General features: G+C 65.2%; 19 protein-coding genes. 13 read left to right on the forward strand and 6 right to left on the reverse strand.

The window, feature by feature from the left end:
- Positions 1-66 precede the first annotated feature (66 nt).
- Positions 67-1,020 carry a TAXI family TRAP transporter solute-binding subunit gene (locus GC150_05340; protein ID MBI1384314.1) on the reverse strand — a complete coding sequence of 318 codons (954 nt, stop codon included), beginning with the start codon at positions 1,018-1,020 and terminating at the stop codon, positions 67-69.
- 254 nt (positions 1,021-1,274) lie between these two features.
- Here GC150_05340 and GC150_05345 point away from each other — a divergent pair, with 254 nt between their 5' ends.
- Together GC150_05345 and GC150_05350 are read left to right on the forward strand one after the other, a co-directional pair.
- Positions 1,275-2,192: an EamA family transporter gene (locus tag GC150_05345; GenBank protein ID MBI1384315.1), complete on the forward strand. Its 918-nt coding sequence runs from the start codon at positions 1,275-1,277 to the stop codon at positions 2,190-2,192.
- Positions 2,193-2,330: 138 nt separating this feature from the next.
- Complete coding sequence (locus GC150_05350; GenBank protein ID MBI1384316.1) at positions 2,331-2,831, forward strand: Hsp20 family protein; 501 nt, start codon at positions 2,331-2,333, stop codon at positions 2,829-2,831.
- Between the two features lie 167 nt (positions 2,832-2,998).
- On the opposite strand, the gene GC150_05355 is transcribed toward GC150_05350, so the two are convergent.
- On the reverse strand, positions 2,999-3,415 hold the full coding sequence (locus GC150_05355; protein ID MBI1384317.1) for a hypothetical protein: 417 nt from the start codon (positions 3,413-3,415) through the stop codon (positions 2,999-3,001).
- 438 nt (positions 3,416-3,853) lie between these two features.
- Between GC150_05355 and GC150_05360 the strand changes: the two genes are divergently transcribed.
- The 5 genes from GC150_05360 (at position 3,854) to GC150_05380 (ending at position 10,029) form a co-directional block, all read left to right on the forward strand.
- Positions 3,854-4,555 carry an FCD domain-containing protein gene (locus GC150_05360; protein ID MBI1384318.1) on the forward strand — a complete coding sequence of 234 codons (702 nt, stop codon included), beginning with the start codon at positions 3,854-3,856 and terminating at the stop codon, positions 4,553-4,555.
- Positions 4,556-4,617: 62 nt separating this feature from the next.
- Positions 4,618-5,565: a dihydrodipicolinate synthase family protein gene (locus GC150_05365; GenBank protein MBI1384319.1), complete on the forward strand. Its 948-nt coding sequence runs from the start codon at positions 4,618-4,620 to the stop codon at positions 5,563-5,565.
- The gene (locus GC150_05370) at positions 5,543-7,069 is read left to right on the forward strand and encodes an aldehyde dehydrogenase family protein (GenBank protein MBI1384320.1); all 1,527 of its coding nucleotides are present in this window, start codon (positions 5,543-5,545) and stop codon (positions 7,067-7,069) included. Before GC150_05365 ends, GC150_05370 begins: the two co-directional genes overlap by 23 nt.
- Before the next feature lie 16 nt (positions 7,070-7,085).
- The gene (locus GC150_05375; protein ID MBI1384321.1) at positions 7,086-8,414 is read left to right on the forward strand and encodes an FAD-dependent oxidoreductase; all 1,329 of its coding nucleotides are present in this window, start codon (positions 7,086-7,088) and stop codon (positions 8,412-8,414) included.
- A 43-nt stretch (positions 8,415-8,457) separates the two neighbouring features.
- A complete protein-coding gene (locus tag GC150_05380) occupies positions 8,458-10,029 on the forward strand; it encodes a trimethylamine methyltransferase (protein MBI1384322.1) in 1,572 nt (523 codons plus the stop codon).
- 129 nt (positions 10,030-10,158) lie between these two features.
- Here the strand turns inward: GC150_05380 and phnY are convergent, their stop codons facing one another.
- The 3 genes from phnY to GC150_05395 all read right to left on the reverse strand — a co-directional run bounded on the left by phnY (position 10,159) and on the right by GC150_05395 (position 13,934).
- Positions 10,159-11,607: a phosphonoacetaldehyde dehydrogenase gene (phnY, locus tag GC150_05385; protein MBI1384323.1), complete on the reverse strand. Its 1,449-nt coding sequence runs from the start codon at positions 11,605-11,607 to the stop codon at positions 10,159-10,161.
- Between the two features lie 21 nt (positions 11,608-11,628).
- Positions 11,629-12,897, reverse strand: coding sequence for a phosphonoacetate hydrolase (gene phnA, locus GC150_05390; protein MBI1384324.1), 1,269 nt, complete (start codon positions 12,895-12,897; stop codon positions 11,629-11,631).
- Positions 12,898-13,049: 152 nt separating this feature from the next.
- Entirely contained in the window at positions 13,050-13,934 is an 885-nt protein-coding gene (locus GC150_05395) for a LysR family transcriptional regulator (protein ID MBI1384325.1), read from the reverse strand.
- Positions 13,935-14,029: 95 nt separating this feature from the next.
- Here GC150_05395 and GC150_05400 point away from each other — a divergent pair, with 95 nt between their 5' ends.
- From GC150_05400 to phnE (GC150_05420), 5 genes are all read left to right on the forward strand, one after another.
- Positions 14,030-15,151 carry an iron-containing alcohol dehydrogenase gene (locus GC150_05400; GenBank protein MBI1384326.1) on the forward strand — a complete coding sequence of 374 codons (1,122 nt, stop codon included), beginning with the start codon at positions 14,030-14,032 and terminating at the stop codon, positions 15,149-15,151.
- Between the two features lie 65 nt (positions 15,152-15,216).
- Positions 15,217-16,122, forward strand: coding sequence for a phosphate/phosphite/phosphonate ABC transporter substrate-binding protein (gene phnD / locus GC150_05405; GenBank protein MBI1384327.1), 906 nt, complete (start codon positions 15,217-15,219; stop codon positions 16,120-16,122).
- A 65-nt stretch (positions 16,123-16,187) separates the two neighbouring features.
- Positions 16,188-16,940, forward strand: a complete 753-nt coding sequence (phnC, locus tag GC150_05410) for a phosphonate ABC transporter ATP-binding protein (GenBank protein ID MBI1384328.1) — start codon at positions 16,188-16,190, stop codon at positions 16,938-16,940.
- On the forward strand, positions 16,940-17,767 hold the full coding sequence (phnE, locus tag GC150_05415; GenBank protein ID MBI1384329.1) for a phosphonate ABC transporter, permease protein PhnE: 828 nt from the start codon (positions 16,940-16,942) through the stop codon (positions 17,765-17,767). The genes phnC and phnE (GC150_05415) overlap by 1 nt, the downstream gene beginning before the upstream one ends.
- 22 nt (positions 17,768-17,789) lie before the next feature.
- On the forward strand, positions 17,790-18,632 hold the full coding sequence (gene phnE / locus GC150_05420) for a phosphonate ABC transporter, permease protein PhnE (GenBank protein ID MBI1384330.1): 843 nt from the start codon (positions 17,790-17,792) through the stop codon (positions 18,630-18,632).
- An 81-nt stretch (positions 18,633-18,713) separates the two neighbouring features.
- On the opposite strand, the gene GC150_05425 is transcribed toward phnE (GC150_05420), so the two are convergent.
- Positions 18,714-19,781, reverse strand: coding sequence for a TIGR03032 family protein (locus GC150_05425; GenBank protein MBI1384331.1), 1,068 nt, complete (start codon positions 19,779-19,781; stop codon positions 18,714-18,716).
- 516 nt (positions 19,782-20,297) lie between these two features.
- Here GC150_05425 and GC150_05430 point away from each other — a divergent pair.
- Positions 20,298-24,893 (forward strand): autotransporter domain-containing protein, encoded by a 4,596-nt coding sequence (locus tag GC150_05430; protein ID MBI1384332.1) that lies wholly within the window; start codon positions 20,298-20,300, stop codon positions 24,891-24,893.
- The last annotated feature ends 27 nt before the right edge of the window (positions 24,894-24,920 follow it).

Below are 24,920 nucleotides of genomic sequence, written 5' to 3' on the forward strand. Positions count from 1 at the left end.
GAAGCCGGCGAGCATGGCGAACTCGCTAGGGATGGCCGGGCAGCAACCCGGCCATCCGCCGACGGATTACATCCAGCCGCGCTCCTTGTAGTAGCGCGCGGCGCCCGGGTGCAGAGGCACCGAGAGACCATCCTTGATCATCTCGGCCTCCTTGAGGGCCGAAAACGCCGGATGGAGACCCTTGAAGTCCGCGAAGTTGTCGAAGACGGCCTTCACCAGCGTATAGACCACTTCCTCCGGCACATCGGCTGAACTGACCAAGGTCGCGCCGACGCCGAAGGTCGTCACGTCCTGCGGGTTGCCGGTGTAGGTGCCGCCCGGGATCGTGGCGGACCGGTAGTAGCCGTTCTCGGCGATCAGCTTGTCGATCGGGGCGCCCGTCACGTCGACGAGCTGGACGGCGCACGTGGTGGCCGCTTCGGTGATCGCGGCCGCCGGGTGGCCGACCGTGTAGATCATCGCGTCGATCTTGCCGTCACAGAGGGCCTGGGCCATCTCCGAACCCTTCAGTTCGGCCGCGAGCGAGAGATCGGACATGGCGATGCCGAAGGCCTCCATGACGACTTCCATGGTCGCGCGCTGACCGGAGCCGGGATTGCCGACGTTGACCTTCTTGCCCTTGATGTCCTCGAACTTGGCGATGCCGGAATCGGGACGCACGATCAGCGTGAAGGGCTCCGGGTGGATCGAAAAGACCGCCCTCAGGCCCTCGAAGGCGCCCTGCTCCTGGAATTTCGAGGTGCCGCGATAGGCATGATACTGCCAGTCGGACTGGGCGACGCCGAACTCCAGCTCGCCGGTGCGAACCGTGTTGATGTTGTAGACCGAGCCACCCGTCGATTCGGCCGAACAGCGGATGCCGTGGGTCTTGCGGTCCTTGTTGACCAGCCGGCAAATGGCACCGCCAGCCGGATAGTAGACGCCGGTGACGCCGCCGGTGCCGATCGAAACGAACTTCTGCTCGGCTGCCGCGGGCAGCTGACTCATGGCAACGATCGCCGTGGCCGCCACCAGTCTCATTACAAGCTGCATACCTGTCCTCCCTGCAAGCTTCTGTTCAGGTGGCCACAAGATGTGCACACATGTCGGCGGATGTCACGGCCAAATGCCCGAATGGGCGGGTCGCTGTGGCTCGCGCGGATGCCTGTCGGGCGACTCTCGGAATGTCGGAACGGGACGCGCACGCAGACCACGAGAGGCGCTAGTTTCGAGGCTTCGAGCGCGGCTGGCGGTGCCCGCCGAGGCCGGCCAGTCGACGGGAAGAAGACCAGACCATGACGATCGCCGTGAATGCCGGTGCGCCCGATGCATCCTATCGCAGGGGCGTCCTGCTCGTGCTGCTGGCCGGCACCTGCTGGTCGATCATGGGCGTCACCATCCGCTTCATGGAGGAGGCGACGGCGGCGCAGATCCTCTTCTACCGCTCCCTGGCGCTGGCGCCGGTGCTGCTGGTGATCATGGCGGTCAAGTCGGGCGGCAATCCGCTCGCGCAGGTCGCCCGTTCGAGCAGCGCCGCCGTGCTCGGCGGGCTGTCGCTGGTGGTCGCCTCGGCCGGCGGCGTTGCCGCGATCCAGCTGACAACCGTGGCCAACGCACTCTTCCTCTTCGCCTCGGCCCCGTTCTTTGCCGCCATCATCGCGCGCGTGGTGCTCGGCGAGCGCCAGCGCATGGCGACCTGGATCGCGCTCACGTTCGCCCTGTTCGGCATCACGATGATGGTCGGCGAGGGAATTTCGATCGGCCATCTCGAGGGCAACCTCATGGCCGCCCTCTCGGCGCTCGGGTTCGCCGTGTTCACGGTGGCGTTGCGGTCGGAGCGGCATGTCGACAGCCTGGCGACGGTGTTTCTCGGCGCGATCTTTTCGCTGGTGGCGACGGGGGCGTTCTGCATGGCTTCCGGGATCGGCCTGGCGCTCTCGATGAACGACCTCCTGCTCAGCCTCGGGCTCGGCATCTTCCAGATGGGCGCAGGGCTGACGCTCTATTCGCTCGGCTCGCGCAGCGTGCCGGCCGGTGAACTGGCCCTCCTTTCGATGAGCGAGGTGGCGCTCGGCGTGCTCTGGGCCTGGCTGCTGCTCGGGGAGTCCGGCGGCTTTTTCACCATGCTGGGTGGCGGCCTGCTGATGGCGGCGATCGCCGGCAATGCGCTCTCGGGAATGCGGCGCCGGCCGGTGCCGACCGGAATCCGCTGAGCGTCGGCGGAAGGCCTGTCCTCCCGGCGGTTGACCTGGATCAATGCCCCCGCGACCCCTCCTCGCGATGATCATGGCAGGCCGCGCTCCCCCCGCGCGCGCCGAATTCCCAAAGCGACAACGCAAGAGAGCAAGCACATGGCACAAGAGATCAAGAAGTCCGAGCCGGCTGCACCTGCAGCTCGCGCAACAGTCGACCCCTTCACCGCCATGCGGGCGGAAATGGACCGGGTCTTCGACAGCTTCCTCGGCCGCGGATGGGGCGCCATGCCCACCGTGTTCCAAGACTTTCCGCGCGCGAACGGCACGATGCCGAGCGTCGATATCCGTGACGACGAAAAGGAAATCGTCGTCGAAGCCGAGTTGCCGGGCATCGCCGAGAAGGATATCGACGTGACGCTGCGCGATGGCGTGCTCACGATCCGCGGCGAGAAAAAGGGCGTACGCGAGGAAAAGAAAGACGACTACCATCTCAGCGAGCGCAGCTACGGCAGCTTCCAGCGCTCGTTCCGGCTGCCGGACTCGATCGACGAGGAAAAGATCGCGGCAAAGCTCGAGAGCGGCGTCCTGAGAATTGCGCTCCCGAAACGTCCGGAGGCCGTCAAGGCGGAAAAGCGGATCTCGATCGCCAGCAAGTGAGAGACACTGACGGCGCATGATCCGGAGCACCAGACCGGAGATCCCGGCAGGCATCGGGGCGGTCGACGGACAGGCTGAAAATCGTCTGTCGACCGTTCGTCGATCATTGCGACCGAGTTGCGCCCAAGTGCGCTGCTATTGCCCTTCGGCTTCGCCGAAGCGCGCTGCTATTGTCCTTCGGCTTCGCCGAAGCGCAGGGCCCGGAATTCCTCGATGCGCGCACGGACCACGTTGCGCGACCCGTCGAAGCCGATACGCTCCATTGCGGCACTCCAATGGCCCGCCTGCACGAGCAGTTCCTCGGCCAGCGTCGAGCCACTGTAGTTTGCGATGTAGCGCTCGAGGGCGCTGGCATTGAAGAGCGCCAGCACGATCAACATGACGAGCATGGCGGCCGCACCACGCCTCACGGTGGTGCGGGTGACGTGGGCGGTGACCTCGACGGGCAGATCGGGGTCGGAGGGCGAGCGGCGCACCGAGCGAAGGCTCGCGCTCGGCGGGACCTGGGAGCGTGGCACCTGCGAGCGAGGGACCTCGCCGCGCGGCCCGACATGGCCGGTTCTCGGTGGGTCGTTGCGGGACATCGCAGTCGTCTCCTCTCTCGTGCGCGCCCGAGGGGGCCGGCGCGCCCGTCGCCTGCGGTTCGCGAACCGTGGCCTGCGATGTGCCAGCCACCCGACCACGACAATTGGCGAGCACATTGCGCTGTTTCGCGGGACTTGTGAACATGTGCATCGCCACCCTGCCGCGTTGCCGCTGGCCGGCGACGGTCGATGCGTGTCGATTGTATGCACTTCGATATTGAAGTTGTATTTTTATTGTGTACATTCTGGCGTCCAGATGATCGGATGTTGGCTGCCGCTCGAAGAGGGGCGCCATCGGATCACATGGGACGCAGCGCCCACTGCAGGATGCGCGACCAGCAAGAAGAGCCGGGGGAGGTTCCCGCGCGCCGCTTGCGGTTCCGCGGGAGTTGCATCGACGGCGAATGCCTCGACCGGGACGGCAAGGGTTTCTCGCCGATGACAAGTGGCAAGACATCTCTCTATGAGACTCTGACGCGCAAGATCCTGACCTTGGAGCTTCCTCCGGGGCACGATCTCGACGAGGCCAGCCTCAGCGCGGAGCACGGCATTTCCCGCACGCCTGTGCGCGAGGTACTGCGAAGGCTCCAGGGGGAAGGCTATGTGATGATGCGCGAGAACCGCGGCGCGCGCGTTGCCCCGATGAACCTCGAGACGCTCAGGGAATTCTTCCTCGTGGTTTCGATCGTCTATGAAGCGGTCGGCCGGCTTGCGGTGAAGAATTTCGCCTCCGCTCAGCTCGCCGAACTCGAAGCCTGCCAGCTGCGGTTCCGCGCCGCCGTCGCTGCGCGAGACGTCGAGGCGATGACGCTCGAGAACCGGTGCTTTCACGCCATCATCGGCGACATGGCGAACAATGTGTTCCTGAAACCAAGCTACGACCGGCTGCTGATCGACCATACGCGGATCGGGCACACGTTCTACGACCCGACCGACACGCAGACGGAGACCAATCTCCAACTGGCGTGCCGGCACCACGACGAGTTCATCGAGGCCATCGCCGGACGCGACGAGGCGGTGATGGCGCGGCTGACGCACGAGCATCTCGAACTGTCGCGACGCAACATGGAGATCTACGTCGCGCCGAAGTCGATGCCGTCGGACGCCAACGCGAGACCGCGCAAGCGACAGGTTGCATAGGAAATGAACGCGACAATCGAGGCCGCGCTCGCGCAGCGGTCGAGGCGACAGGAGGAAACCCAATGCGCTTCAAGGGCATCATCCCGCCGGTGACGACGCCGTTCAACGCCGACATGTCGATCGACAGGGCCGGCTTCGGCGTGATGATCGAGCATTTGATCGCGGCCGGCGTCGACGGCATCATCGTCGGTGGCACGACCGGTGAATACTACGCCCAATCGCGCGAGGAGCGGGTTTCGCTCATGCGGCTCGGCGGGGAGATCATCGCCGGCCGCGTGCCGATGATCGTCGGCGTCGGCGCCATCCGCACCGAGGACTGCATCGACTATGCCCTCGCCGCGCGCGAAGCCAAGGCCGACGGCATCCTGATCGGCTCGCCCTACTATGCCGTGCCGACCCAGCTCGAACTCGCCAACCACGCCCTCGCGATCGACCGCGCCGCTGGCCTGCCGATCATGCTCTACAATTATCCGGGACGAACGGGCACCCTGATGGCGGAGGAATTCTTCGACCGCGTCGGCCGCAGCGCCAACTTCTGCGCGATCAAGGAGAGTAGCGGCAGCATCGACCAGCTCCATTTGCTCGCACGCGACTACCCCGGCATCGACCTCATGTGTGGCATGGACGACCAGGCGCTCGAATTCTTCGCCTGGGGTGCCAAGGGCTGGGTCTGCGGCGGCGGCAACTGCCTGCCGGAAGAGCACATCGCGCTCTATCGCGCCTGCGTCATCGAGAAGGATTTCGACAAGGGGCGGCGGATCATGTCGGCGCTGCTGCCCTTCATGCGCGTGCTCGAGCAGGGTGGGAAATTCGTGCAGACGATCAAGTTCGGCTGCGAGCTGGCAGGGCTCCCGGCGGGACCGGTGCGCAAGCCGATGCGCGCCCTCGACAACGACCAGAAGCGCGAGGCCGAGATCACCATCCGCACGGTGAAGGCCGCCGTGCGCCACATCATCGCGGACAAGACGAAGAACGGAGAGGCGAGCAATGTCGTTGCTCTTAACGCGTGACGAGTACGAAGCGATCGCAGCCGCAATGCCGCTTCCCTCCGGCGCGGTGATCGACGGGCGGGCGCGTCCGGCACAATCGGGGGCCACGTTCGAGACGATCAACCCAGCGACGGGCGCGTTCCTCAACCGGATCGCGGCCTGCGGCAAGGCCGACCTCGACCTTGCGGTGACGAAAGCGCGCGAAACGTTCGAGGCCGGAACCTGGTCTCGGCGCCACCCGAGCGAGCGCAAGAAGGCGATGATCGCGCTCGTCAAGCTGATCCGCCGCAACCGGCACGAACTGGCGGTGCTCGAGAGCCTCGACAGCGGCAAACCGATCAACGACGTCGAGACGATCGACATCCCGGAGGCCTTGAACTGCCTCGAGTGGCATGCCGAAACCGCCGACAAGATCTACGATCAGGTGGCGCCCGCGGGCGACGACGCGGTCGCCATGATCGTGCGCGAGCCGGTCGGCGTCGTCGGCTGCGTGCTGCCGTGGAACTTTCCGATCCTCATGCTCGCCTGGAAGCTCGGCCCGGCGCTCGCGGCCGGCAATTCGGTGATCGTCAAACCGGCCGAGCAGACCAGCATGACGGCGCTGCGGATCGCCGAACTGGCACGAGAAGCGGGCATTCCCGGCGGCGCATTCCAGGTGGTGCCCGGCCTCGGCGAGGTCGTCGGCCGCGAAATCGGGCTGCATCCCGACATCGACATGGTCTCCTTCACCGGCTCGACCGACGTCGGCCGCCTCTTCCTGGAATATTCCGCCAAGAGCAACCTGAAGCGCGTCGTGCTCGAATGCGGCGGCAAGAACCCCTGCATCGTGCTCGATGACGCCGAGAACCTCGACGTCGTCGCCGCGCATGCGACCCAGGCCGTCTTCTGGAACATGGGCGAGAACTGCTCGTCGAATTCGCGGCTCATCGTGCACAAGGACGTCAAGGACGCGCTCCTCGAGCGGATCGTGCACAAGGTGCAGGCTTGGCCGACCGGCCATCCCCTCGACCCCATCAACCGGCTCGGGGCGATCGTCTCCAAGGAGCAGTACGACCGCATCCTCGGCTACATCCGCAAGGGCAAGGCGGAAGGCGCCCGGCTGGCACTCGGGGGCGAGCCCGCCGCGGACGGCCAGGGGTATTTCATCCCTCCGACCATCTTCGATGGCGTGCGCCCCGAGATGACGATCGCGCGTGAGGAGATTTTCGGACCGGTGCTTGCGATCATCACAGTCGCCAGCGCCGAGGAGGCGGTTGCCGTCGCCAACGACACCTCCTACGGACTGACCGCCTCGGTCTTCACGGCGAATGCCCGCCGGGCGCACCGCATGGCGCGCGCCATCAAGGCGGGCACCGTGACGGTCAACTGCTATGGCGAGGGCGATGCCTCGACGCCCTTCGGCGGCTACAAAACCTCCGGCTTCGGCGGGCGCGACAAGTCCATCCACGCGCATGACCAGTACACCGAACTCAAGACCATCTGGATCGACCTCAAGGATCCCGCTGCCGGCCAGACGGCCGACTGACCAGCGAGCCCCTTGAATGGCGCAACACATCGCCCGCCGCCAGCCGTCCGATCTCGCCGGCTCGGGCTGGTACGAAATGCTGGAAAGGCCCGGACCGGCGCTCGAGCTGGAGGGCGCGCGCACGGCCGATTGGATCATCGTCGGCGCTGGCTTTGCCGGGCTTGCCGCCGCCCGCCAGCTCACCCGCTCCCGGCCGGGCGAGCGCATCGCGCTGATCGATGCCCAGCGCGTCGGCTGGGGGGCGGCGGGGCGCAATTCCGGGTTCATGATCGATCTGCCGCACGACCTTTCGAGCGAGGCCTACGGCGGCGAGCGCGATCGCAACCTCGCCGAGATCGCGCTCAACCGAACCGCGATCGCTTTCGCCCGCGCCTTCGCCGAGGAGGCCGGGCTGCCCAAGTCCGTCTTCGATGCGTGCGGAAAGTATCACGGCGCAACGGATGGCCACGGCATCCGCACGCTGCGCAGCTTCGAGCGCCATCTCGATGAACTCGGAGAGCCCTACAGCAAGCTCGATGCCGACGATATGAAGCGCATCACTGGAACGGATTATTATGCCGGTGGCAGCCACATGCCCGGCGCGGTGATCATCCAGCCGGCCGCCTTTGTGCGGGCACTCGCCGCCAGCCTCGGCAAGGACGTTACCCTCCATGAAAATTCACCCGTTCTGCGCTTCGAGACCGGGCGCGAACACACCGTCCACACGCCCAAGGGCCGCGTCACGGCGCCACGGCTGATCCTCACCGTCAACGGCCACATCGAGAGCTTCGGCTTCTTTGCGCGGCAGCTCATGCACATTTTCCTCTATGGCAGCATGACGCGGCGGCTGACGGCGGGCGAGGTGCGCGCGCTCGGCGGCGAGCCGGCCTGGGCCCTCATACCGGCCGACCCGCGAGGCTCGACCATCCGTCGCCTCCACGAGGACCGGATCCTCGTGCGCAACTCGGCGACGTGGAACCCGGGCATGAGCACGACGGCCCGCGACATCGCGCGCTTCGGGCGCCAGCACGACGCCTCCTTCAAGGCGCGCTTTCCGATGCTTGCGGACGTTACGATGGAGTACCGCTGGGGCGGACATCTCTGCCTCTCGCTCAACAATGCGCCCGCCTTCGGCGAGATTGCCGAGCGCGTCTATTCGGCCTGCTGCTGCAACGGCCTCGGCGCAACCAAGGGCACGCTCGGCGGGATCGCCATCGCCGATCTCGCGAGCGGTGCCGGCGGCCGGCTGGTCGATTTCCTCCTGGCGCAGCCCGGACCCTCGCGCCTCTACCCGGAGCCGTTCATGTCGCTCGGCGCGCACGCGAAACTCTGGTGGATGCAAAAGCGCGCCGGAAGGGACAAGTAGGATCCTGGCACCGCCGAGAACGCGGACATGAAAGGCAAGGCCAATGAGCATTGGAGCCGGTTCCGACGATCACCCAGGGCGGGCGAGGCGTGGCGGACGCGGGGCCCGCCGGGTTCTGCGCACCGACCGCACCAGCCGGATGCTGCCAGCGCTGAAGCGCAACCTGCCGCTCGTCGAGCCGCTCTCGCCCGACCAGATCGAACGGATCGATGCCGCCTCGATGGCCATTCTCGAGGAGGTCGGCATAGTCTTTCGCGACCCCGAGGCGATCGCCGACTGGCGAGCTGTCGGGGCGGACGTGCGCGCCGGCGACCGGGTCCACCTCGACCGCAGGCTGGTGCGCGAGCTGATCTCGACGATCCCGGCGACGTTCACCTATCACGCACGCAACCCGGAAAACAATCTCCCCTTCGGCGCGGACCACGCGGTCTTCGTTCCGATGGCCGGCGCTCCCTACATCCGCGATCTCGACGACGTGCGCCGCAGTTCGACGCTTGCCGACCTTTCCATCCTGCACAAGCTCGCGCACATGAGCCCGGCGCTGCACTCGACGTCCCACCATATCGTCGAGCCGATGGACCACGTGGTCGCGCACCGGCACCTGCGGATCACCTATTCCTCCATGAAGTATTCCGACAAGACGTTCATGGGCATGACGACATCGCCGAAGAACGCGGAGGACGTGCTCGACATGTGTGCCATCCTCTTCGGCGCCGCGTTCATGGACAACAACCCCGTCGTCACCGGAAACTGCAACTGCAATTCACCACTCGTCTGGGACGAGGTGATGCTCGGCGCCATGCGCGCCTTCTGCCGGCGGAACCAACCGATCCTCTGCTCGCCGTTCGTGCTCGGCGGCGCCAACACGCCCGCTTCGAGCGTGCCCGCCGTCGCCCAGCTCAATGCCGAGGCGCTCGCCGCCCTCGCCTATACGCAAGTCGTCAGGAAGGGCTGCCCGGCGATCTACGGGCATTATCTCTCCACGGTCTCCATGCAGTCCGGAGCACCGATGGCGGGGACGCCGGAAATCTCCCTGATGAACTTCATGATCGGTCAGATGGCGCGCCACTACGGACTGCCGTGGCGCTCCTCCAACACGCTCGGCGGCTCCAAGATCTTCGATGCCCAGGCCGGATACGAAAGCGCCTCCACGTTGATGGCCGTGCTGATGGCCGGCGCCAACTACATCTGGCATTCGGCCGGCTGGAACGAAGCCGGCATGCACTGTTCGATCGCGAAGTTCGTGGTCGATGCCGAACAGTGCGCCATGGGATACCGCATGGCCGAGGGTCTGCGTTGGGACGACTTCGATGAAGCGCTCGCCGCCGTCCGCGATATCGGTCCCGGCGGGCACTATCTCGGCCATCCGCACACCCAGGCGAACTTCGAGCGCGCCTTCTTCATGCCGAAGCTCCTGGACAACAACTCCTTCGAGCAGTGGAGCATCGACGGCGCCAGGAGCACCACCGAACGGGCACTACGCGAGGCGCGGGCCATGCTGGAGGCCTACGAGGAGCCGAAGATCGAGGCCGGCATCGACGAGGCACTGCGCGATTTCATCGCAAGGCGTGAGAGGGAAATCCCGGCGGTCGACGCCCTCAACAACCAGTATTGATCCGGCGCGAGTGAAAGCATCGGCCTCGGGCGGATCCGCGCTGGCGGGCGGTGCGGCCGGCTGACCTCGAGGGCGGCCGGTTGCGGGGGGAGGGGAACCCCGCCGCCCCGCACTGCTCGCAAGGGAGGTCTACCTCGGCCAGGGCAGCGAGTAGGTCTTCACGTTGGTGAAGAACTTCATGGCCTCGAGGACGCCTTCCTTGACGCCGTTTCCACTGTCCTTGACGCCGCCGAAGGGGCTCATCTCGATGCGATAACCGGGCTGTTCCCAGATGTTGACGGTACCGACGTCGAGCCCTTCGATGAAGGCCTGCATGCGGCGGAAGTCGTTGGTGCACACGCCCGATGAGAGGCCAAAGGGCGTCGAGTTGGAGATCGCCATGACTTCGGCGTCGTCGTCCGGCACTCGCACGATGGGGACGATCGGGCCGAAGGTCTCCTCGTAGACGAGCTCGGAGTCGTGCGGAACGTGGTCGACCGTGATGGGTGGCAGCAGCGCACCCTTGCGCCCCGGATCGTAAAGCACCTTCGCGCCTTGCTTTTCGGCTTCGTAGACGCGACGCTCGAAGGTCTCTGCCGCCTTTGCGTGAATCACACAGCCGAGCTGGGTTTCCGGGTCCATCGGATCGCCGAAGCGGATCCTCTTGGCCTTTTCCAGCACCAGCGACACGAACCGGTCAGCCACCTTTTCCTGCACCAGGATGCGCTTGATGGCGGTGCAGCGCTGGCCCGAGTTGCCGGTGGCACCCACCACGGCGATGGTTGCCGCCTTGTCGAGGTCGGCATCGTCGAGGTCGTTGAGGACGATGAGCGGGTCGTTACCGCCAAGCTCCAGCGCGGTGCGCTTGTAGCCGGCCTTCGAGGCGATCATCTTGCCCACCGGCACACCACCGGTGAAGGTGATGATGTCGATGTGCTCGTTGGTGATCATCTCGTCGCCGATGTCCTTCGGCCAGCCGGTGACGATCTGGAACATCTCGTGCGGCAGGCCCGCTTCATAGAGGATGTCGGCCAGCGTGATGGCGGTCAGCGGCGTCAGCTCGGTCGGCTTGCACACCATGCAATTGTTGGTGGCGATGGCCGGCGCGATCTTGTGGGCCACCATATTGAGCGGATGGTTGAACGGCGTGATCGCCGAGATCGCCCGGACCGGTTCGCGCTTGGTGTAGATTTTTCGATCCTTGCCATGCGGGGTCAGGTCGCACGAGAAGATTTGCCCATCGTCAATGATGGCCAACTGGCCCGCCAGCGTGAAGACGTCGTAGGAACGGCCGGTCTCGTACAGCGAGTGCTGCTTGCAGATGCCCAGTTCCAACGTCAGCCAGTGGGCGATCTCCTCGCGTCGTTCGCGGATCAGCTCGGCCGCGCGGAACAAAATTCGCTGACGCTCGTAGCGGGTCAGCTTGGGCCGGTAGCCGGCGGCGATCTCGAAAGCGCGCGCGGCATGCTCCGCGGTGCCGGCCGGCACCGTGCCGATCACTTCATCGGTATAGGGATAGAGCACCTCGACCACGTCTTTCGTCGTCACCTTCTCGCCGCCAATGCGCATCGCCTCGTGGCGGACAGCTTGCTTGTGCATGACGTTCATCGGGGTGGCTCCTCAGACCTCGGCGGTCATTGCGGCGGCCCGGGCCGCGTGGAAAAAGGCATCGAAATTACGAAGTTCGGGCGCGGTGGGCATGTCCGGCATCGGCTTGTTGACGATGAACGGAACCTCCTGCTCGGTCAGCCCACCGTGGCTGCGCAGTGGCTCCTTCAGCGCGGCGAGGTCGTGGCGGTGTTCGCTCGTGCCTATGGTCATGTTCTCGCCCGAGACCAGAACGATGTCGCCGATCCGGTCGGCCGGGAGCTCGAAGCGCCGGCACGCCTCCGCCTTGTCGACGGCGACGATGATCTGCGGCAGCGCGGCGAGCCGCGCGAGGATACCGGCGACGTCGGTGCCCTTGGGTAGGTAGGCGGTGGCAAAGGAGCCCAGCGCGCCGTGGTGCACGACGTAGGGGTCGGTGATCGGCAGGATGACGCGGGCGGCATCCTTGCCCAGCCATTCGTCCAGCAGGTCCTGCACGTAGATCACCGCCGGCGAACCGTCGGGCAGGTGCTTCGGCTTCATGCCGTGGTCGGCGGTCACCACGATGGCCGCGCCCAACGCATCGAGTTCGGCGAGGTATCTGTCGAACATGGCATAGAATGCCTGGGCCTCGGCGTCCTGCGGCGCATATTTGTGCTGCACGTAGTCCGTGGTGGTCAGATACATGACGTCCGGCCGGAACTCCTTCAGCAACTTGACGCCAGCGGCGAACACGAACTCCGAGAGCTCCGCCGAATAAACCTCCGGCACCGCGCGTCCCAACCACTTCGAGGCGTTCTCGATGCCGTGTTCGGACTTCGTCGTGGTATCGGAGCGTTCCGAAGAGAAGCAGACGGCGCGCCCGTCGTCGAACTCGAGACCGTGGCCGAGCAGCGCGCGCAGCTTATCCTTGGCGGTGACGATCGCCACCTTGGCGCCGGCATCGTAGAATGCCTTGAAGAGCGTCGGCGCACGAAGAAACCGCGGATCGTTCATCATCACCTCCTCGCCCGTCTCCGGCTCGAAGAGGTAGTTCCCACAGATGCCATGGACCGCTGGCGGGCGTCCCGTTGCAATCGACAGATTGTTCGGGTTGGTGAAGGAGGGAATGACACTGTGCGCCGTGCGCACCGTCCCCTTCGCCTCGATCCGCTGGAGCGCCGGCATCAAGCCCGCCGCAATCGCCACGTCCAGGTATGCCGGCTCGCAGCCATCGAGGCAGATGGCGATGGCAGGAATGCGCGGCCAGGGATAGGAGCGCCCGTTCGCCGTCACGTCGTCTCGGGGCAAGTGCTTCGTCATGGCAGGACCTTAGAGTGTGGTTCTCGGTCGAATGACGCCTCTGTGGACCAATCGGATCGATTTGCCCAATCGCAATTCTAGATCGAAACCATAGGTGCGGCATATGGTCTTGTCGCTGCGGATCGGGGCGAACACCGGTCGACTCCGTCGGACTACAATTGCGCGGGCGCACCGCCCGCGAGCCCGGTTCGCAGGAAGGCGTCGATCTTGGGTGACTGCCGGCGCTCGCGCAGGCATGCCAACCGGTATTCGGTCCGCACGTCCACGTCGGCGAACTTGATCGTCGACAGCCGGGGATGACTGACGAACTCGAAGTCCGCCACGACACCGATTCCGAGGCCACGCTCGACCGCCTTCCAAACGCCCTCACGGCTGCCAATCTCGAGGAAGGGACGGATCGGCACACCGGCCGCTTCGGCAGCCAACTCGAAGGCCCGCCGCGTGGTCGAGCCCGTTTCGCGCAGCACCAGCTGCTGCCCCGCCAATTCTGCGATGCGCGCCGTTGTCCTACCGTACCACGGGTGCTCCGCATTGACGAAAAGAACCACCTCGTGCGTTCCGAACGGAACCGAATCGACGCGTGGATCGTCGACCGCGTGCGCCAGGATCGCGACGTCGGCCTCGAGCTCCAGGATGCGCTGGAGTGTCTGATCCGAATTGCCAAACAGCATGCTGACCGTGATCGCCGGGTAGCTGCTCAGGAACCGGGCCACCATTTCAGTGGCATGGAAGGGGCCGACGGCCGCAAGCCTGAGATGCCCGGTCGTGAGCCTGCCGCTGCTGTTCAAAAGCTCGTCGGCCTCCTCGTGCAACTTCATCAGCCTGCGGCTGATGTCGAACAGCGCGGCACCGGTCTCTGTCAGCTCCACGCGGCGGCCGCGCCGTACCAGAAGCTCGACACCGTAGCGGTCCTCCAAGCCCCTGACCTGCGTGGTGACGGTCGGCTGGCTGATGCACAGCGCCTTGGCGGCGGCCGTGAAGCCGCCGTGCTCGGCAACGGCATGAAACGAGCGGAGCTGCGAAAATACTATAGCCATAGTCTATGTGACGCGGGGGAATTTTGTATTTGTCAATAGCAAACGACGTGCCCACTGTCACATTCTCGGTCAGGCTCGGTGCTCAGGAAGCTGTCGTGGCGTCGTACTTCAACCCGGTGGACGTTCGTTTCGGTGGGGGCACTTTCTCACTGCTCGCCGACCTGATCGGCACGCGCGACTATGGCCTCGTGACCTACCGCGATGCGTATTTCCAGGAACTGGCGGCACGGCTCCAGGCCTCGGCGGGCCCGCCCGTCATCGTGGTGGACGATGTGCTGCCCAACCCGGATGTCGTGCAGCTCGCCAGCCAGGTCCGGCGGTTCGGAAACCTCAAGGATCAGCCCGAGGTGATCGTCGCGCTCGGCGGCGGATCGGTGATCGATAGCGCCAAGGTGTTCGCAGCGGCCCGAGGCGACTACCGCAAGGTCGACGACTATCTGAAAGGGCGCACGGGAAGCGACACCGTCGACCCGCTCGCCTTGATCGCCGTGCCAACCACCGCCGGCACGGGCAGCGAGGTGACCTGCTGGGGAACCGTTTGGGACGGGGCGACCGGCAAGAAGTATTCGCTCGCCCACAAGCGGCTCTATCCGGAACATGCCGTCGTCGACCCCGAGTTGATGATCGGCAAGCCACGGGCCCTCACCATCCAGACCGGCCTCGATGCGCTGTCGCATTCGCTCGAGAGCCTCTGGAACCGCAACGCCAACCCGGTCTCGCTGGCGCACGCCGTCGCGGCCGCCCGGGGCGTGCTGGCCACATTGCCCGCGCTGATCGATGACCTCGCAAATGCGGAGTTGCGAGCGCGCATGGCGGAGGCGGCCCTCTTGGCCGGTTTCGCCTTCTCCAACACCAAGACCGCGATTGCCCATTCGCTATCCTATCCGATCACGTTGCGGCACGGCGTGCCCCACGGCATCGCCTGCTCCTTCACCCTGCCGATGGTCATTCGCAGCATGGCAGGCGCGGACGGGCTTTGCGGACGCGGCCTGGCCGCCATCTTCGAAACCGATGCCATGACCGCGGCGGACCGATTGACCGAGCTGCTCGAGCGGATGGGAATTGCCACCTCCCACCACAGCTACGGCATCGACAACGCGGAGTGGCGTGAGTTGATCGATGCCGCATTCGATGGCGAGCGCGGCCAGAACTTCATCGGTACGCGCGCGGCCATGATGCCGCATGCCGGGCTCGCCGGAAAGGAATCCGCAGCATAGAGCAACGTCCACAAGAAGCCCTCGGCGAACGAGGCTTATCGAGGAAAACTTCCAAGGAGGATGAAATGAAGTCTATCAAACGCGTTGCGCAACTATTCACGACCGCCGCGTGTCTGGCCCTGGCGACCACCGTCGCCAACGCCGCGGACTGCAAGGATCCGAAACAGTTGGTGTTCTCGATCATCCCGACCGAGGAGACGACGCAGGAACTCGGCATTTACAAGCCACTGCTGGCGGCCCTCAGGCAGAAGACCGGCAAGAGCATCGAATTCTTCATGCCGACCTCCTATGCCTCGGTGATCGAGGGCATGGTGAACGGCTGGGTGCACATCGGCGTGCATGGTCCCAACTCCTACGTGCTGGCCCGCGAGAAGGACCCCACGCTGATGGTGTTCGCGACCTACACCAAGGTGAAGGGGCACTTCCAGGAAGAGGGACCCGGATACCGCGCGGTTCTGGTTTCGCGGTCGGATTCCAAGTTCGACAGCATCGAGGCGCTCAGGGGCACCGTGGTTGGCCTTGCCGACCCGGCCAGCACATCCGGAAACCTGATGCCGCGCATGGTGTTCGGGGAAGTGATCGGCACCGGTCAGGACATCGAGAAATATTTCTCCAAAGTCGTTTACACGGGCGGACACGACCAGTCCGGTCTGGCGGTCAAGGAAGGTCGCGTCGACAGCGCGTTCGTTGCGACCCATCGCCTCGACAACGTCATCGGCCGCGGCCTTGCAAAGCCGGAAGACTACCGTGTGATCTGGCAATCCGGGATCATTCCGCAGGATCCGCTGGTCTATCGCACCGATCTTTGCGAGCCCATTCTCGCCGCGATCAGGGACGCATTCCTCACGCTGCACGAAAACCCCGAGGCAAAGCCGTTCTTCGATGGCATCAAGTCCACGCGGTACGTCCCCATGCAGGATAGCGATTACGATATCATTCGCCAGCTCGCCGCAGCCAAGAAGGCACAGTGAATCGATGCGACGCTCGGGTCGGACGGCGACAACCGCCCGGCCCGAACGGCACGACGGAGGCCCGAATGGCGATCCTCGAAGTCCGAGGTTTGAAGGTCAGCTACGATGCGCGTGGACCACAGATCCTGAAGGGAATAGATTTCTCGGTGGACGAGGGGGATTTCTGCGCGATCATCGGTCCGAGCGGCGCCGGCAAATCGACACTCATCCGCTGCATCAACCGTCTGGTGGAGCCGAGCGAAGGGCGCATCGAGCTCTTCGGGCAATCGGTGACAGAGCTCGGCGTCGGGGACCTCAGGCGCCTGCGGCGGCGCATCGGGATGATTTTTCAGGAATTCAACCTCGTCAATCGCATGTCCGTCATGGACAATGTGCTGTCCGGCAGGCTCGGCTATACAGGCGTGTTTCGGAGCTTGTTCAAGCACTTTCCGCGCAGGGACATCGAAAGGGCGATCGACATTCTCACTCGGGTCGGTCTCACCGACCATATCGACAAGCGAGCCGATGAACTCTCGGGCGGTCAGCGCCAACGTGTCGGCATCGCCCGTGCGCTGATGCAGGAGCCACAGCTGCTCCTGCTGGACGAGCCGACTTCCGCGCTCGATCCGAAAATCTCCCGGGATGTCATGGGCCTGATCAAGAACCTCGCGCAGGAGTTCAAGGTGCCCGTGCTCTGCAACATCCACGATGTGCAGCTCGCCATGGAAACATGCAACCGCATCATCGGATTGCAGGACGGGTACAAGAAATTCGATGGTCCGACGGAGACCATGAGCAAGAAAAATCTCGAAGAGATTTATGCCATGGAGGTGCTGTGATGGGGGCGACCGAGGCAGCCGCCGCATCCGAGGGCCTCGCTCGCTACCTCGCCAACACGCGCAGGCGCAGGCTCAACAACTGGCTCCTGTTCGGCGGCGCCGTGCTGGTGCTGGCATGGTGCTTCTGGGACACCATCGTGTTCGATACCGACTGGGGGCGGATGGGCGGGCTCCTGGGGGTCGCGGGCACGCTGCAGCGATTCTTGTGGGTGGACTGGTCGATCGCGCCGAACCTGATCCTGCCGGCCATCGAGACGCTGATGATGGCGACACTCGGCACCCTGCTGGGATGCGTCCTCGCGTTGCCGGTCGCCTGGTTCGGCGCCGCCAACGTGACTCCGAGCCGCTATTTTTTCTATCCGCTCGGGCGGTTCCTGATGGTGCTGAGCAGGTCGATCCACGAGATCATCTGGGCCCTGCTGTTCGTCGGGGCCGTCGGCCTCGGAGCCTTGCCCGGCATACTGGCGGTGGCCATGCGCTCGATCGGCTTCATTTCCAAGATCACCGCCGAGGCGATCGAGAATATCGATCCCAAACCGATCGAGGCCATCAAAGCGGTCGGCGGCAACCAGTTCCAGGTCATGTACTACGGTATCGTCCCGCAGATTCTGCCGGTCATCATCGGCACGATCATCTTCGAGTGGGACATCAATATCCGACGCTCGGCGGTGATGGGGCTGGTCGGAGCGGGCGGGCTCGGCCTCGCCTTCTACCGCCAGATGGCGATGTTCAACTACGGGGGCGTCACACTGGTCATCCTCACCGTGCTCTTGCTCATCATCATCGGTGAGATCGTATCCCACTATGCCCGCAAGGCCGTGATCTGAAACACGTGGTGGAGCCGTGAACATGAGCACCTCGACGGAGATCGCGCCAGCGCGGGAGGCCCGACCGGAGTGGTCGCGCTTTCGCCATCCACGCTCGACGCTCAGGTTCGGCGGGCTGCTGGTGGCGCTCGCCCTGCTCGGCTATTCGATCGTCTTCCTCAACATCGACCTCGAGCGTCTGCTCGGAGCGTTTCCGCGCCTCGCGGAGATCCTGGCGACCCGCTATGTGCCCCCGGATATCGACTACATCTCGCAGGCCGAGTTCCTGCGCTCGGTGCTGCGCACGCTCGAGATGTCGCTGCTGGGGGGCGTTGCCGGCGTGCTGATTTCGATCCCTCTTGCCTGGATGGCCGCCACCAACATCACCATCAGCCGGCGCGTGCTTTATCCACTCGGGCGACTTGCGATCATGGGAAGCCGCTCGATCCACGAGACGATCTGGACCATCCTGTTCGTCACCATGTTCGGCTTCGGAATGCTGGCGGGCACATTGGCCTTGACCGTGTTCTGCATCGGCTTTGCCGGCAAGCTGTTCGCCGACGAACTGGAGGCGATCGACATGGGGCCGGTGGAGGCCCTGCGGGCGGTGGGGGCCAGCCCGTTGCAGGTTTTCCAGTATGCCGTGCTGCCACAGGTCCGCGTCGCATTCACGGGGATCGCGATCTACACGTGGGACGTGGCGTTCCGAGCGGCCACCGTCGTCGGATTCTTCGGCGGCGGAGGTATGGGCTGGTATCTCAAGCGCACGACGCAGCAACTCGAGAGCACGCGCGTGGCGGCGATCCTGCTGACGATCATCATCCTGGTGCTGCTGGCGGAAATCGGCTCCGGCTGGCTTCGGCGCAAGGTCCACACCATGCGATGAACCCGGCTCGGGCGGCGCATCCGCGTCAGGGTCGGTCGCCACGCTCCATCGGTCGTCCCGGACCTCGAGACGGGCCGGACGTCAGCTCGGGTTCGTCTCCCCGGGGAATGCCTCGTGCGTGATCAGGCCGAGGATTTCATCCGTCATGAAGCCGAGCGACATCGGGCATGCGATGCCCGGCAGGACCGCGACATCGTAGAGTTCGCCGATCGCGCCGTCGATGCGGAACCATTGCACGCAGGCGCCCGTGTCGAGGTCGATGACCTGGATGCCGCACCAGGGCTCGGAGTCCGTCGCGCGGAGTTTTTCATCCAGCGCCAGCCCCTCGAAGCGCTCGTAGCGCGGTTTCGACAATCCGACGAAGGCGAATTTGCCGGAAAAGGCGAGGCCGCGCACGAAGCCCGGGCAGAACGCCAACGGGATGAATTTTCCCGCCGAGCCGCCCCGACCTGCGCCGCCGCCATTCTCCCCGACGCCATCGACCCAGCCGAGTTCGCCGGTCCCGGAATTCAAGAGCCAGAGCCGGCCGCCATGGACGCGCGGGGAATGCGGCATCGAGAGCCCCTCGCAGATGATTTCATTGCGCTCGACATCCATGACGATGCCGCCGCTCGCCCTGCGGTCGCGCCAGCCGTCGATGGTGTCGGACTTGCTGACCGCCGTCACGTAGCGCGGCCGGCCCCCGTCCATCGCCATGCCGTTCAAATGGCAGCGATCCTCGTCGACGATCCGGGAGATGAACGACGGCTTCCAGATCGGACGGAAGCTGTGCTTCTCAGATACGGCGGCGAGGCAGTTGTAGCGCGTATTGACGAAGACGATCTCCCCGTCGTCCATGACCCCGACATCGTGGGCATCGAGGACGCCGGTGACATGGGTGGTGCGCGGCACGAAGCACGCATCGAACGTCCGGTTCACCAGGTGCCCCGGTTCGACACCGCTCTCGAGCCGCATGATCTGGAACAGGGTCGCAAGGTATAGCCCCTTGCCGGCCACATGGAGCCCCATCGCCTTGCGGAAGAAATTCTCATTGATCATCAAGCCGCCGTGCGGGTTGCGGCCGATCAGGTAGAGCTTGCCGGACTGATAGGAGGTCGCCGCGATCGAGATGTCTCGAGCAGCCAGGAAGCCGACCAGCCCGCCGGACATGGAATACTTGACGGGAGCCGGCTGTTGCGGTTGATCGGTCCCCGCTTCGGCGACGGGCGCCCGCTCGCCACCTCGTCCGCTTTCTTCGATTGTCGCGTCGCTCACGGCTTGGTCCCCCTGGCCTCTGACCTCAGCGTTAGGTTGCCCTGCACGCATGCGTCAAGTCCGCCATCGTGAAGTGCCCGACCGTGCCCCGGGCGCGCCGGCCGGCAGCGTGTCGGTTGAGTCACAGGACGTGAACGATCTTGTTCCGGGGTTGATTTAACGAGCTTTTAACCCACAAGTTTGTAAGTAAGTACAGTGGTCGATTTGCCCTTCGTGATGTAACAACTACCGTCTCATCGAATTCGCGGCGCCGCGTTCCGAGTTGTGCGGCCAGCCGGGTGCCTCGGGCACTCCTCGCAATCCGCGTTCCGTAGAAAATCGCTTTTCGAATCCGCCGCGTGGTCGTTTTCCACGCGACATGTGACCTGTTGTTTTTTGCGTTTTCGGGGGCCTGTCTGTCCAGGGGGAAGCATGTCGTCTGTCATGTCCAACGGGCCGCTCGAGCGGGCCCGTAAGCTCGAAGTGCGCTCACGGCTGCTGCTGACGACGGCCCTCGTGATTCCGAGCCTGATCAGTTACGGCGGTCGGCGCGCCGATGCGGCCGGCATCTGTGTGAACACCGGGGGCAGCACCTATCTCTGTTCGGGCGCAGGGACCGCCTCTGAGACCATAAATGCGAACAATGCCGCCGTGACCTTCGACACCGGCGCGACAATCGATACGCGCGGCTCAGGCGGCAACGCGATCACCATCACCGGCAACGGCGCGATCAGCCTGACGAACACGGTCGGCGGCACGATCGGCGCGACGGGCTACGGGATCGCAGGCTCCTTGCGTGGCGTCGACATTCGCTCGAACGGCAATGACGGGGCAACGCCGGGTTCGGTAAGCGTCGTCACCACTTTGGGCATCCTCGGCGGGCAGCACGGACTCCTTGCAGCCAACTATGGCGGGGGAACGCTGACCATCGAGGCCGCGACCGTCACCGGGACGAGCAACCTAGGCATCTGGACCCTCAATTATGGCACCAACCTCGCCATCACGGCAACCGGCACAGTCGGAGGCGGCTCCGCCGGCATTACTTCCCGGAATTTCGGCAGCGGCGCGCTGACCATCGAGGCCGCGGCCGTCACCGGTGGAGGGGGGCCCGGCATCTACGCCGTCAACCGTGGCACCGACCTCGCCATCACGACCACCGGCGCGGTTGCCGGCACCGTCGATGGCATTTTCGCCCGCAACTATGGCAGCGGCACGCTGACCATCGAGGCCGCGGCCGTCACAGGAACATCCCGCTACGGCATTTTCGCCCGCAACGAGGGCACTGACCTCGCCATCACGGCGACTGGCGCTGTTCAGGGAGGAACGCACGGCATTTTCGCCCGCAACACCGGTTCCGGCGCACTGACCATCGAGGCCGCGGCCGTCACAGGGACGAGCGGCCGAGGCATCTACGCCCGCAACGATGGCACCAACCTCGCAATCACGGCGACCGGCGCTGTTCAGGGCGGCACCGACGGCGTCTTCGCCCGCAACGACGGTTCCGGCGCGCTGACCATCGAGGCCGCCGCCGTCACAGGAACGTCCCGCTACGGCATTTCCGCCCAAAACCGTGGAACCAACCTCGCGATCACGGCCACGGGCGCTGTCCAGGGCGGCTCCGCCGGCATTTTTGCCCGCAACTATGGCAGCGGCACGCTGACCATCGAGGCCGCGGCCGTCACAGGGACGGCCAACCAAGGCATCGACGCCCGCAACCAAGGCACCGACCTCGGCATCACGGCTACTGGCACGGTCCAAGGCGGCGCCCACGGTATCTTCGCCCGCAACTATGGCAGCGGCACGCTGACCATCGAGGCCGCGGCCGTCACCGGGACGAGCTTCCTAGGCATCTACGCCCGGAACTCTGTGGCTGGATCTGGCCTCGCCATCACGGCGACTGGCGCTGTTCAGGGCGGCACCCACGGCATTTTCGCCCACAACTCCGGCACCGGCGCGGTGACCATCGATGCCGCGGCCGTAACCGGGACGAGCGGCCGAGGCATCTACGCCCGCAACGATGGAACCAACCTCGCGATCACGGCCACCGGTACGGTCGAGGGCGGCAATTATGGCATTTATGCCAAAACCTACGCCGGCGCACTGACCATCGCGGCTGCGGACGTCACAGCGACGGCCCGCGCCGGGATTTCCGCTTGGAGTGAGCGCTCCGGCACCGGCGTCGCCATCACGGCCACCGGCACGGTCGAGGGCGCCACACGTGGCATTGCCGCCCGCAATGAAGGAAGCGGCGCTCTGACCATCGAGACCGCGGCCGTCACCGGGACGAGTTCGATCGGGATCGACGCCTACAATTCCGAGCATGGCACCAGCCTTGGCATCACGGCGACCGGCGCGGTCCAGGGAGGCACCGGCGGCCTTTCCGCCCGCAACTACGGCAGAGGCACACTGACCATCGAGGCCGCGACCGTCACCGGGACGAACGGCCGAGGCATCTACGCCCGCAACAATGGAACCAACCTCGCGATCACGGCAACTGGCGCTGTTCAAGGTGGCATAGACGGCATTGTCGCCCGCAACGATGGTCGCGGTGCGCTGACCATCGAGGCCGCGGCCGTCACCGGGACGATACTTACAGGCATCAACGTCTGCAATTGCGACCAAGGCACCGACCTCGGCATCACCGCCACTGGCACGGTCCAAGGCGCTAGCTACGGCATCTACGCCCGCAACTACGGCAGCGGCGCGCTGACCATCGAGGCGAGGGCCGTCACCGGATCGATCCGCAACGGCATCTCCGCCCAAAATTTTGACGGAACCGACCTCGGCATCACAGCGACCGGCGCGGTCCAGGGAGGAACGCACGGCATCTCGGCCCGCAACTACGGCACCGGCGCGATGACCATCGATGCCGCAGCCGTCACAGGCACGAGCGGCCGAGGCATCTACGCCCGCAACTATGGCACCGACCTCGGCATCACAGCGACCGGCGCGGTCCAGGGAGGAATGCACGGCATCTTCGCTCGCAACTACGGGAGCGGCGCGCTGACCATCGAGGTCGCGGCCGTCACAGGGACGAGCGGATACGGGATCTACGGTTTCTCCGCCAACACCACGACGATTTCAGTCACCGGCGACGTCAACGGCGGCACCGACGGCATTCGATTGATTTCCAACGGTGCGACGGAGATCAATGTGGCCTCCGGCGCGAGCGTGACGGGCGGAACGTATTCCATCAACACGAATTTCAAATCCGCAAGCATGGACACCGTCAATCTCGACGGCGTGCTCAACGGCAAGGCCCTGCTCGGCGCGGGAGACGACATGCTGCGGCTGACCCCGACGGCCGGCTTCGGCGTCGGAACGCTCGTCGATGGCGGCGCCGACAACGACAGCATCGCGCTGACCGGCACGGGTAGCGGCACGCTCGACGGCGCGGTGCACACGAATTTCGAAGTGCTGGTAAAGTCCGATGCGGGCATCTGGTCACTGACCGGCGCGCATGATTTCTCGACCTCCGCGACGGTGACCGGCGGCACGCTCGATCTCGCAAACGGGAGTTCGGTGACGACGCCGCTCTTCGGCAATTCGGCAAATCTCTCCGTTGCGGGCCCCGGCGCGGTCGGCGGCGCCACCATCGACGGAAATTTCACGCAGACCGCCGCCGGCACGTTCATGGTCGACGTCGATGTGGCCGCCGGCACCGGCGATCTCTTGACGGTCGGCGGCACGGCGTCGCTCGCCGGCACCGTCCAGGTGAATTTCCTCAACCCCGCGGACGTCGCCCGGCAGGTCACCATCCTGACGGCTGCCGGTGGGGCGACGGACAACGGCCTCGCACTCGCGCCGCTCAGCCCGGCGGTGGTGGCGGAGTTGCTCTATCCCAACGCCAACGACGTCGTCCTCGGCTACACCATCGATTTTACTCCAGAGTCGCCGCCCCCACCCCCGGGACCGGTCGACCCGACCCTGCTCGGCACCAACGGCCTCAATGGGCGCCAGATGGCAATCGGCGAGGCACTCAATCAGAGTCTCATGAGCGGCGGGGGAACGCTCTGGCCGATGCTGAACGCGTTGTTGAACGGCGTGACGAACCTGCCGGATTATCTCGCCGCGCTCGATCAGCTCTCGCCTGAAACGATCCTCGACAACCAGACATCGACGACGCTCGGCGCGGGGGAGTTCGCGGGCAATCTCCTCTCCTGCCGGATGGCTGGTGGCAGTTTCACCGCCATCAGCGAAGGCGAATGCCTGTGGGTGCGCCCGGAAGGCCGCATGTTCGATCGTGACGGCGGCACCGATACGATCGGCTTCGAGGAGCGGGTCGCATCGATCTCGGCGGGCGCGCAGCTCGCGCTGATGCCCGATTGGTTCGTCGGCCTCGCCCTCGGTTATGAGACCACCTCCCTCGAGACCGATGCCGGAGCCTCGAGCGACGGGGAGCGTTTCCAGGTCGGCGGCGCGCTCAAATATCAGTCCGGACCGCTGCTGCTGGCGGCCACCGCCACGGGCGGTAAGACGAATTACGAAACCGCGCGTTCGATCAACTTCGGCGGCTTCACGGGCGTGGCGACCTCGGAGCACGATGTCACCTATCTCGCCGGCCAATTGCGGGCCGCCTATCTGATCGACCTCGGCGGCTGGGTCGCCAAGCCCCTCGTCGACGTCAATGTGACGCATCTCGAGCGGGACGCGATCGCCGAGAGCGGCGCGGGCGCGGCCAATCTCAATATTGCCAGCGCTAGCGACACGATCTTCTCCATCGCACCCGCAATCGAATTCAGCGCCGAATTGCGCCAGGGCGACGCCGTCATGCGGCCGTTCCTCAAGGCCGGCGTCACCTTCTACGACGACAGCGAGCAAACCCTGACGGCCAGCTTCGCAGGCGCCCCGGCGGGCACGGGCGAATTCACCATCCGCAGCTCCTTCGACGATGTCGTGGCCGATATCGAAGCCGGTATCACCGCGATCCACGACGACGGCACGACCCTCAGTTTCGCCTACGAGGGCCACATCGGCGAGACTTCGGCGCAGCATGGGCTGATGCTGAAGGGCAGTTTGCGCTACTGACGCAAGAGGCAGCGCCGACGACGCGCG

The organism is Hyphomicrobiales bacterium (genome assembly GCA_016125495.1).
GTDB lineage: Bacteria > Pseudomonadota > Alphaproteobacteria > Rhizobiales > RI-29 > RI-29.

Coding starts and splice junctions, on each gene's coding strand:
- phnE (MBI1384330.1), top strand. CDS start 17,790: ATGAGCACCTCGACGGAGATCGCGCCAGCGCGGGAGGCCCGACCGGAG.
- GC150_05380 (MBI1384322.1), top strand. CDS start 8,458: ATGAGCATTGGAGCCGGTTCCGACGATCACCCAGGGCGGGCGAGGCGT.
- phnE (MBI1384329.1), top strand. CDS start 16,940: ATGGGGGCGACCGAGGCAGCCGCCGCATCCGAGGGCCTCGCTCGCTAC.
- GC150_05350 (MBI1384316.1), top strand. CDS start 2,331: ATGGCACAAGAGATCAAGAAGTCCGAGCCGGCTGCACCTGCAGCTCGC.
- GC150_05370 (MBI1384320.1), top strand. CDS start 5,543: ATGTCGTTGCTCTTAACGCGTGACGAGTACGAAGCGATCGCAGCCGCA.
- GC150_05360 (MBI1384318.1), top strand. CDS start 3,854: ATGACAAGTGGCAAGACATCTCTCTATGAGACTCTGACGCGCAAGATC.
- GC150_05430 (MBI1384332.1), top strand. CDS start 20,298: ATGTCGTCTGTCATGTCCAACGGGCCGCTCGAGCGGGCCCGTAAGCTC.
- GC150_05365 (MBI1384319.1), top strand. CDS start 4,618: ATGCGCTTCAAGGGCATCATCCCGCCGGTGACGACGCCGTTCAACGCC.
- GC150_05395 (MBI1384325.1), bottom strand. CDS start 13,934: ATGGCTATAGTATTTTCGCAGCTCCGCTCGTTTCATGCCGTTGCCGAG.
- phnY (MBI1384323.1), bottom strand. CDS start 11,607: ATGCACAAGCAAGCTGTCCGCCACGAGGCGATGCGCATTGGCGGCGAG.
- GC150_05355 (MBI1384317.1), bottom strand. CDS start 3,415: ATGTCCCGCAACGACCCACCGAGAACCGGCCATGTCGGGCCGCGCGGC.
- phnD (MBI1384327.1), top strand. CDS start 15,217: ATGAAGTCTATCAAACGCGTTGCGCAACTATTCACGACCGCCGCGTGT.
- GC150_05345 (MBI1384315.1), top strand. CDS start 1,275: ATGACGATCGCCGTGAATGCCGGTGCGCCCGATGCATCCTATCGCAGG.
- GC150_05425 (MBI1384331.1), bottom strand. CDS start 19,781: ATGTCCGGCGGGCTGGTCGGCTTCCTGGCTGCTCGAGACATCTCGATC.
- GC150_05375 (MBI1384321.1), top strand. CDS start 7,086: ATGGCGCAACACATCGCCCGCCGCCAGCCGTCCGATCTCGCCGGCTCG.
- phnC (MBI1384328.1), top strand. CDS start 16,188: ATGGCGATCCTCGAAGTCCGAGGTTTGAAGGTCAGCTACGATGCGCGT.
- GC150_05340 (MBI1384314.1), bottom strand. CDS start 1,020: ATGAGACTGGTGGCGGCCACGGCGATCGTTGCCATGAGTCAGCTGCCC.
- phnA (MBI1384324.1), bottom strand. CDS start 12,897: ATGACGAAGCACTTGCCCCGAGACGACGTGACGGCGAACGGGCGCTCC.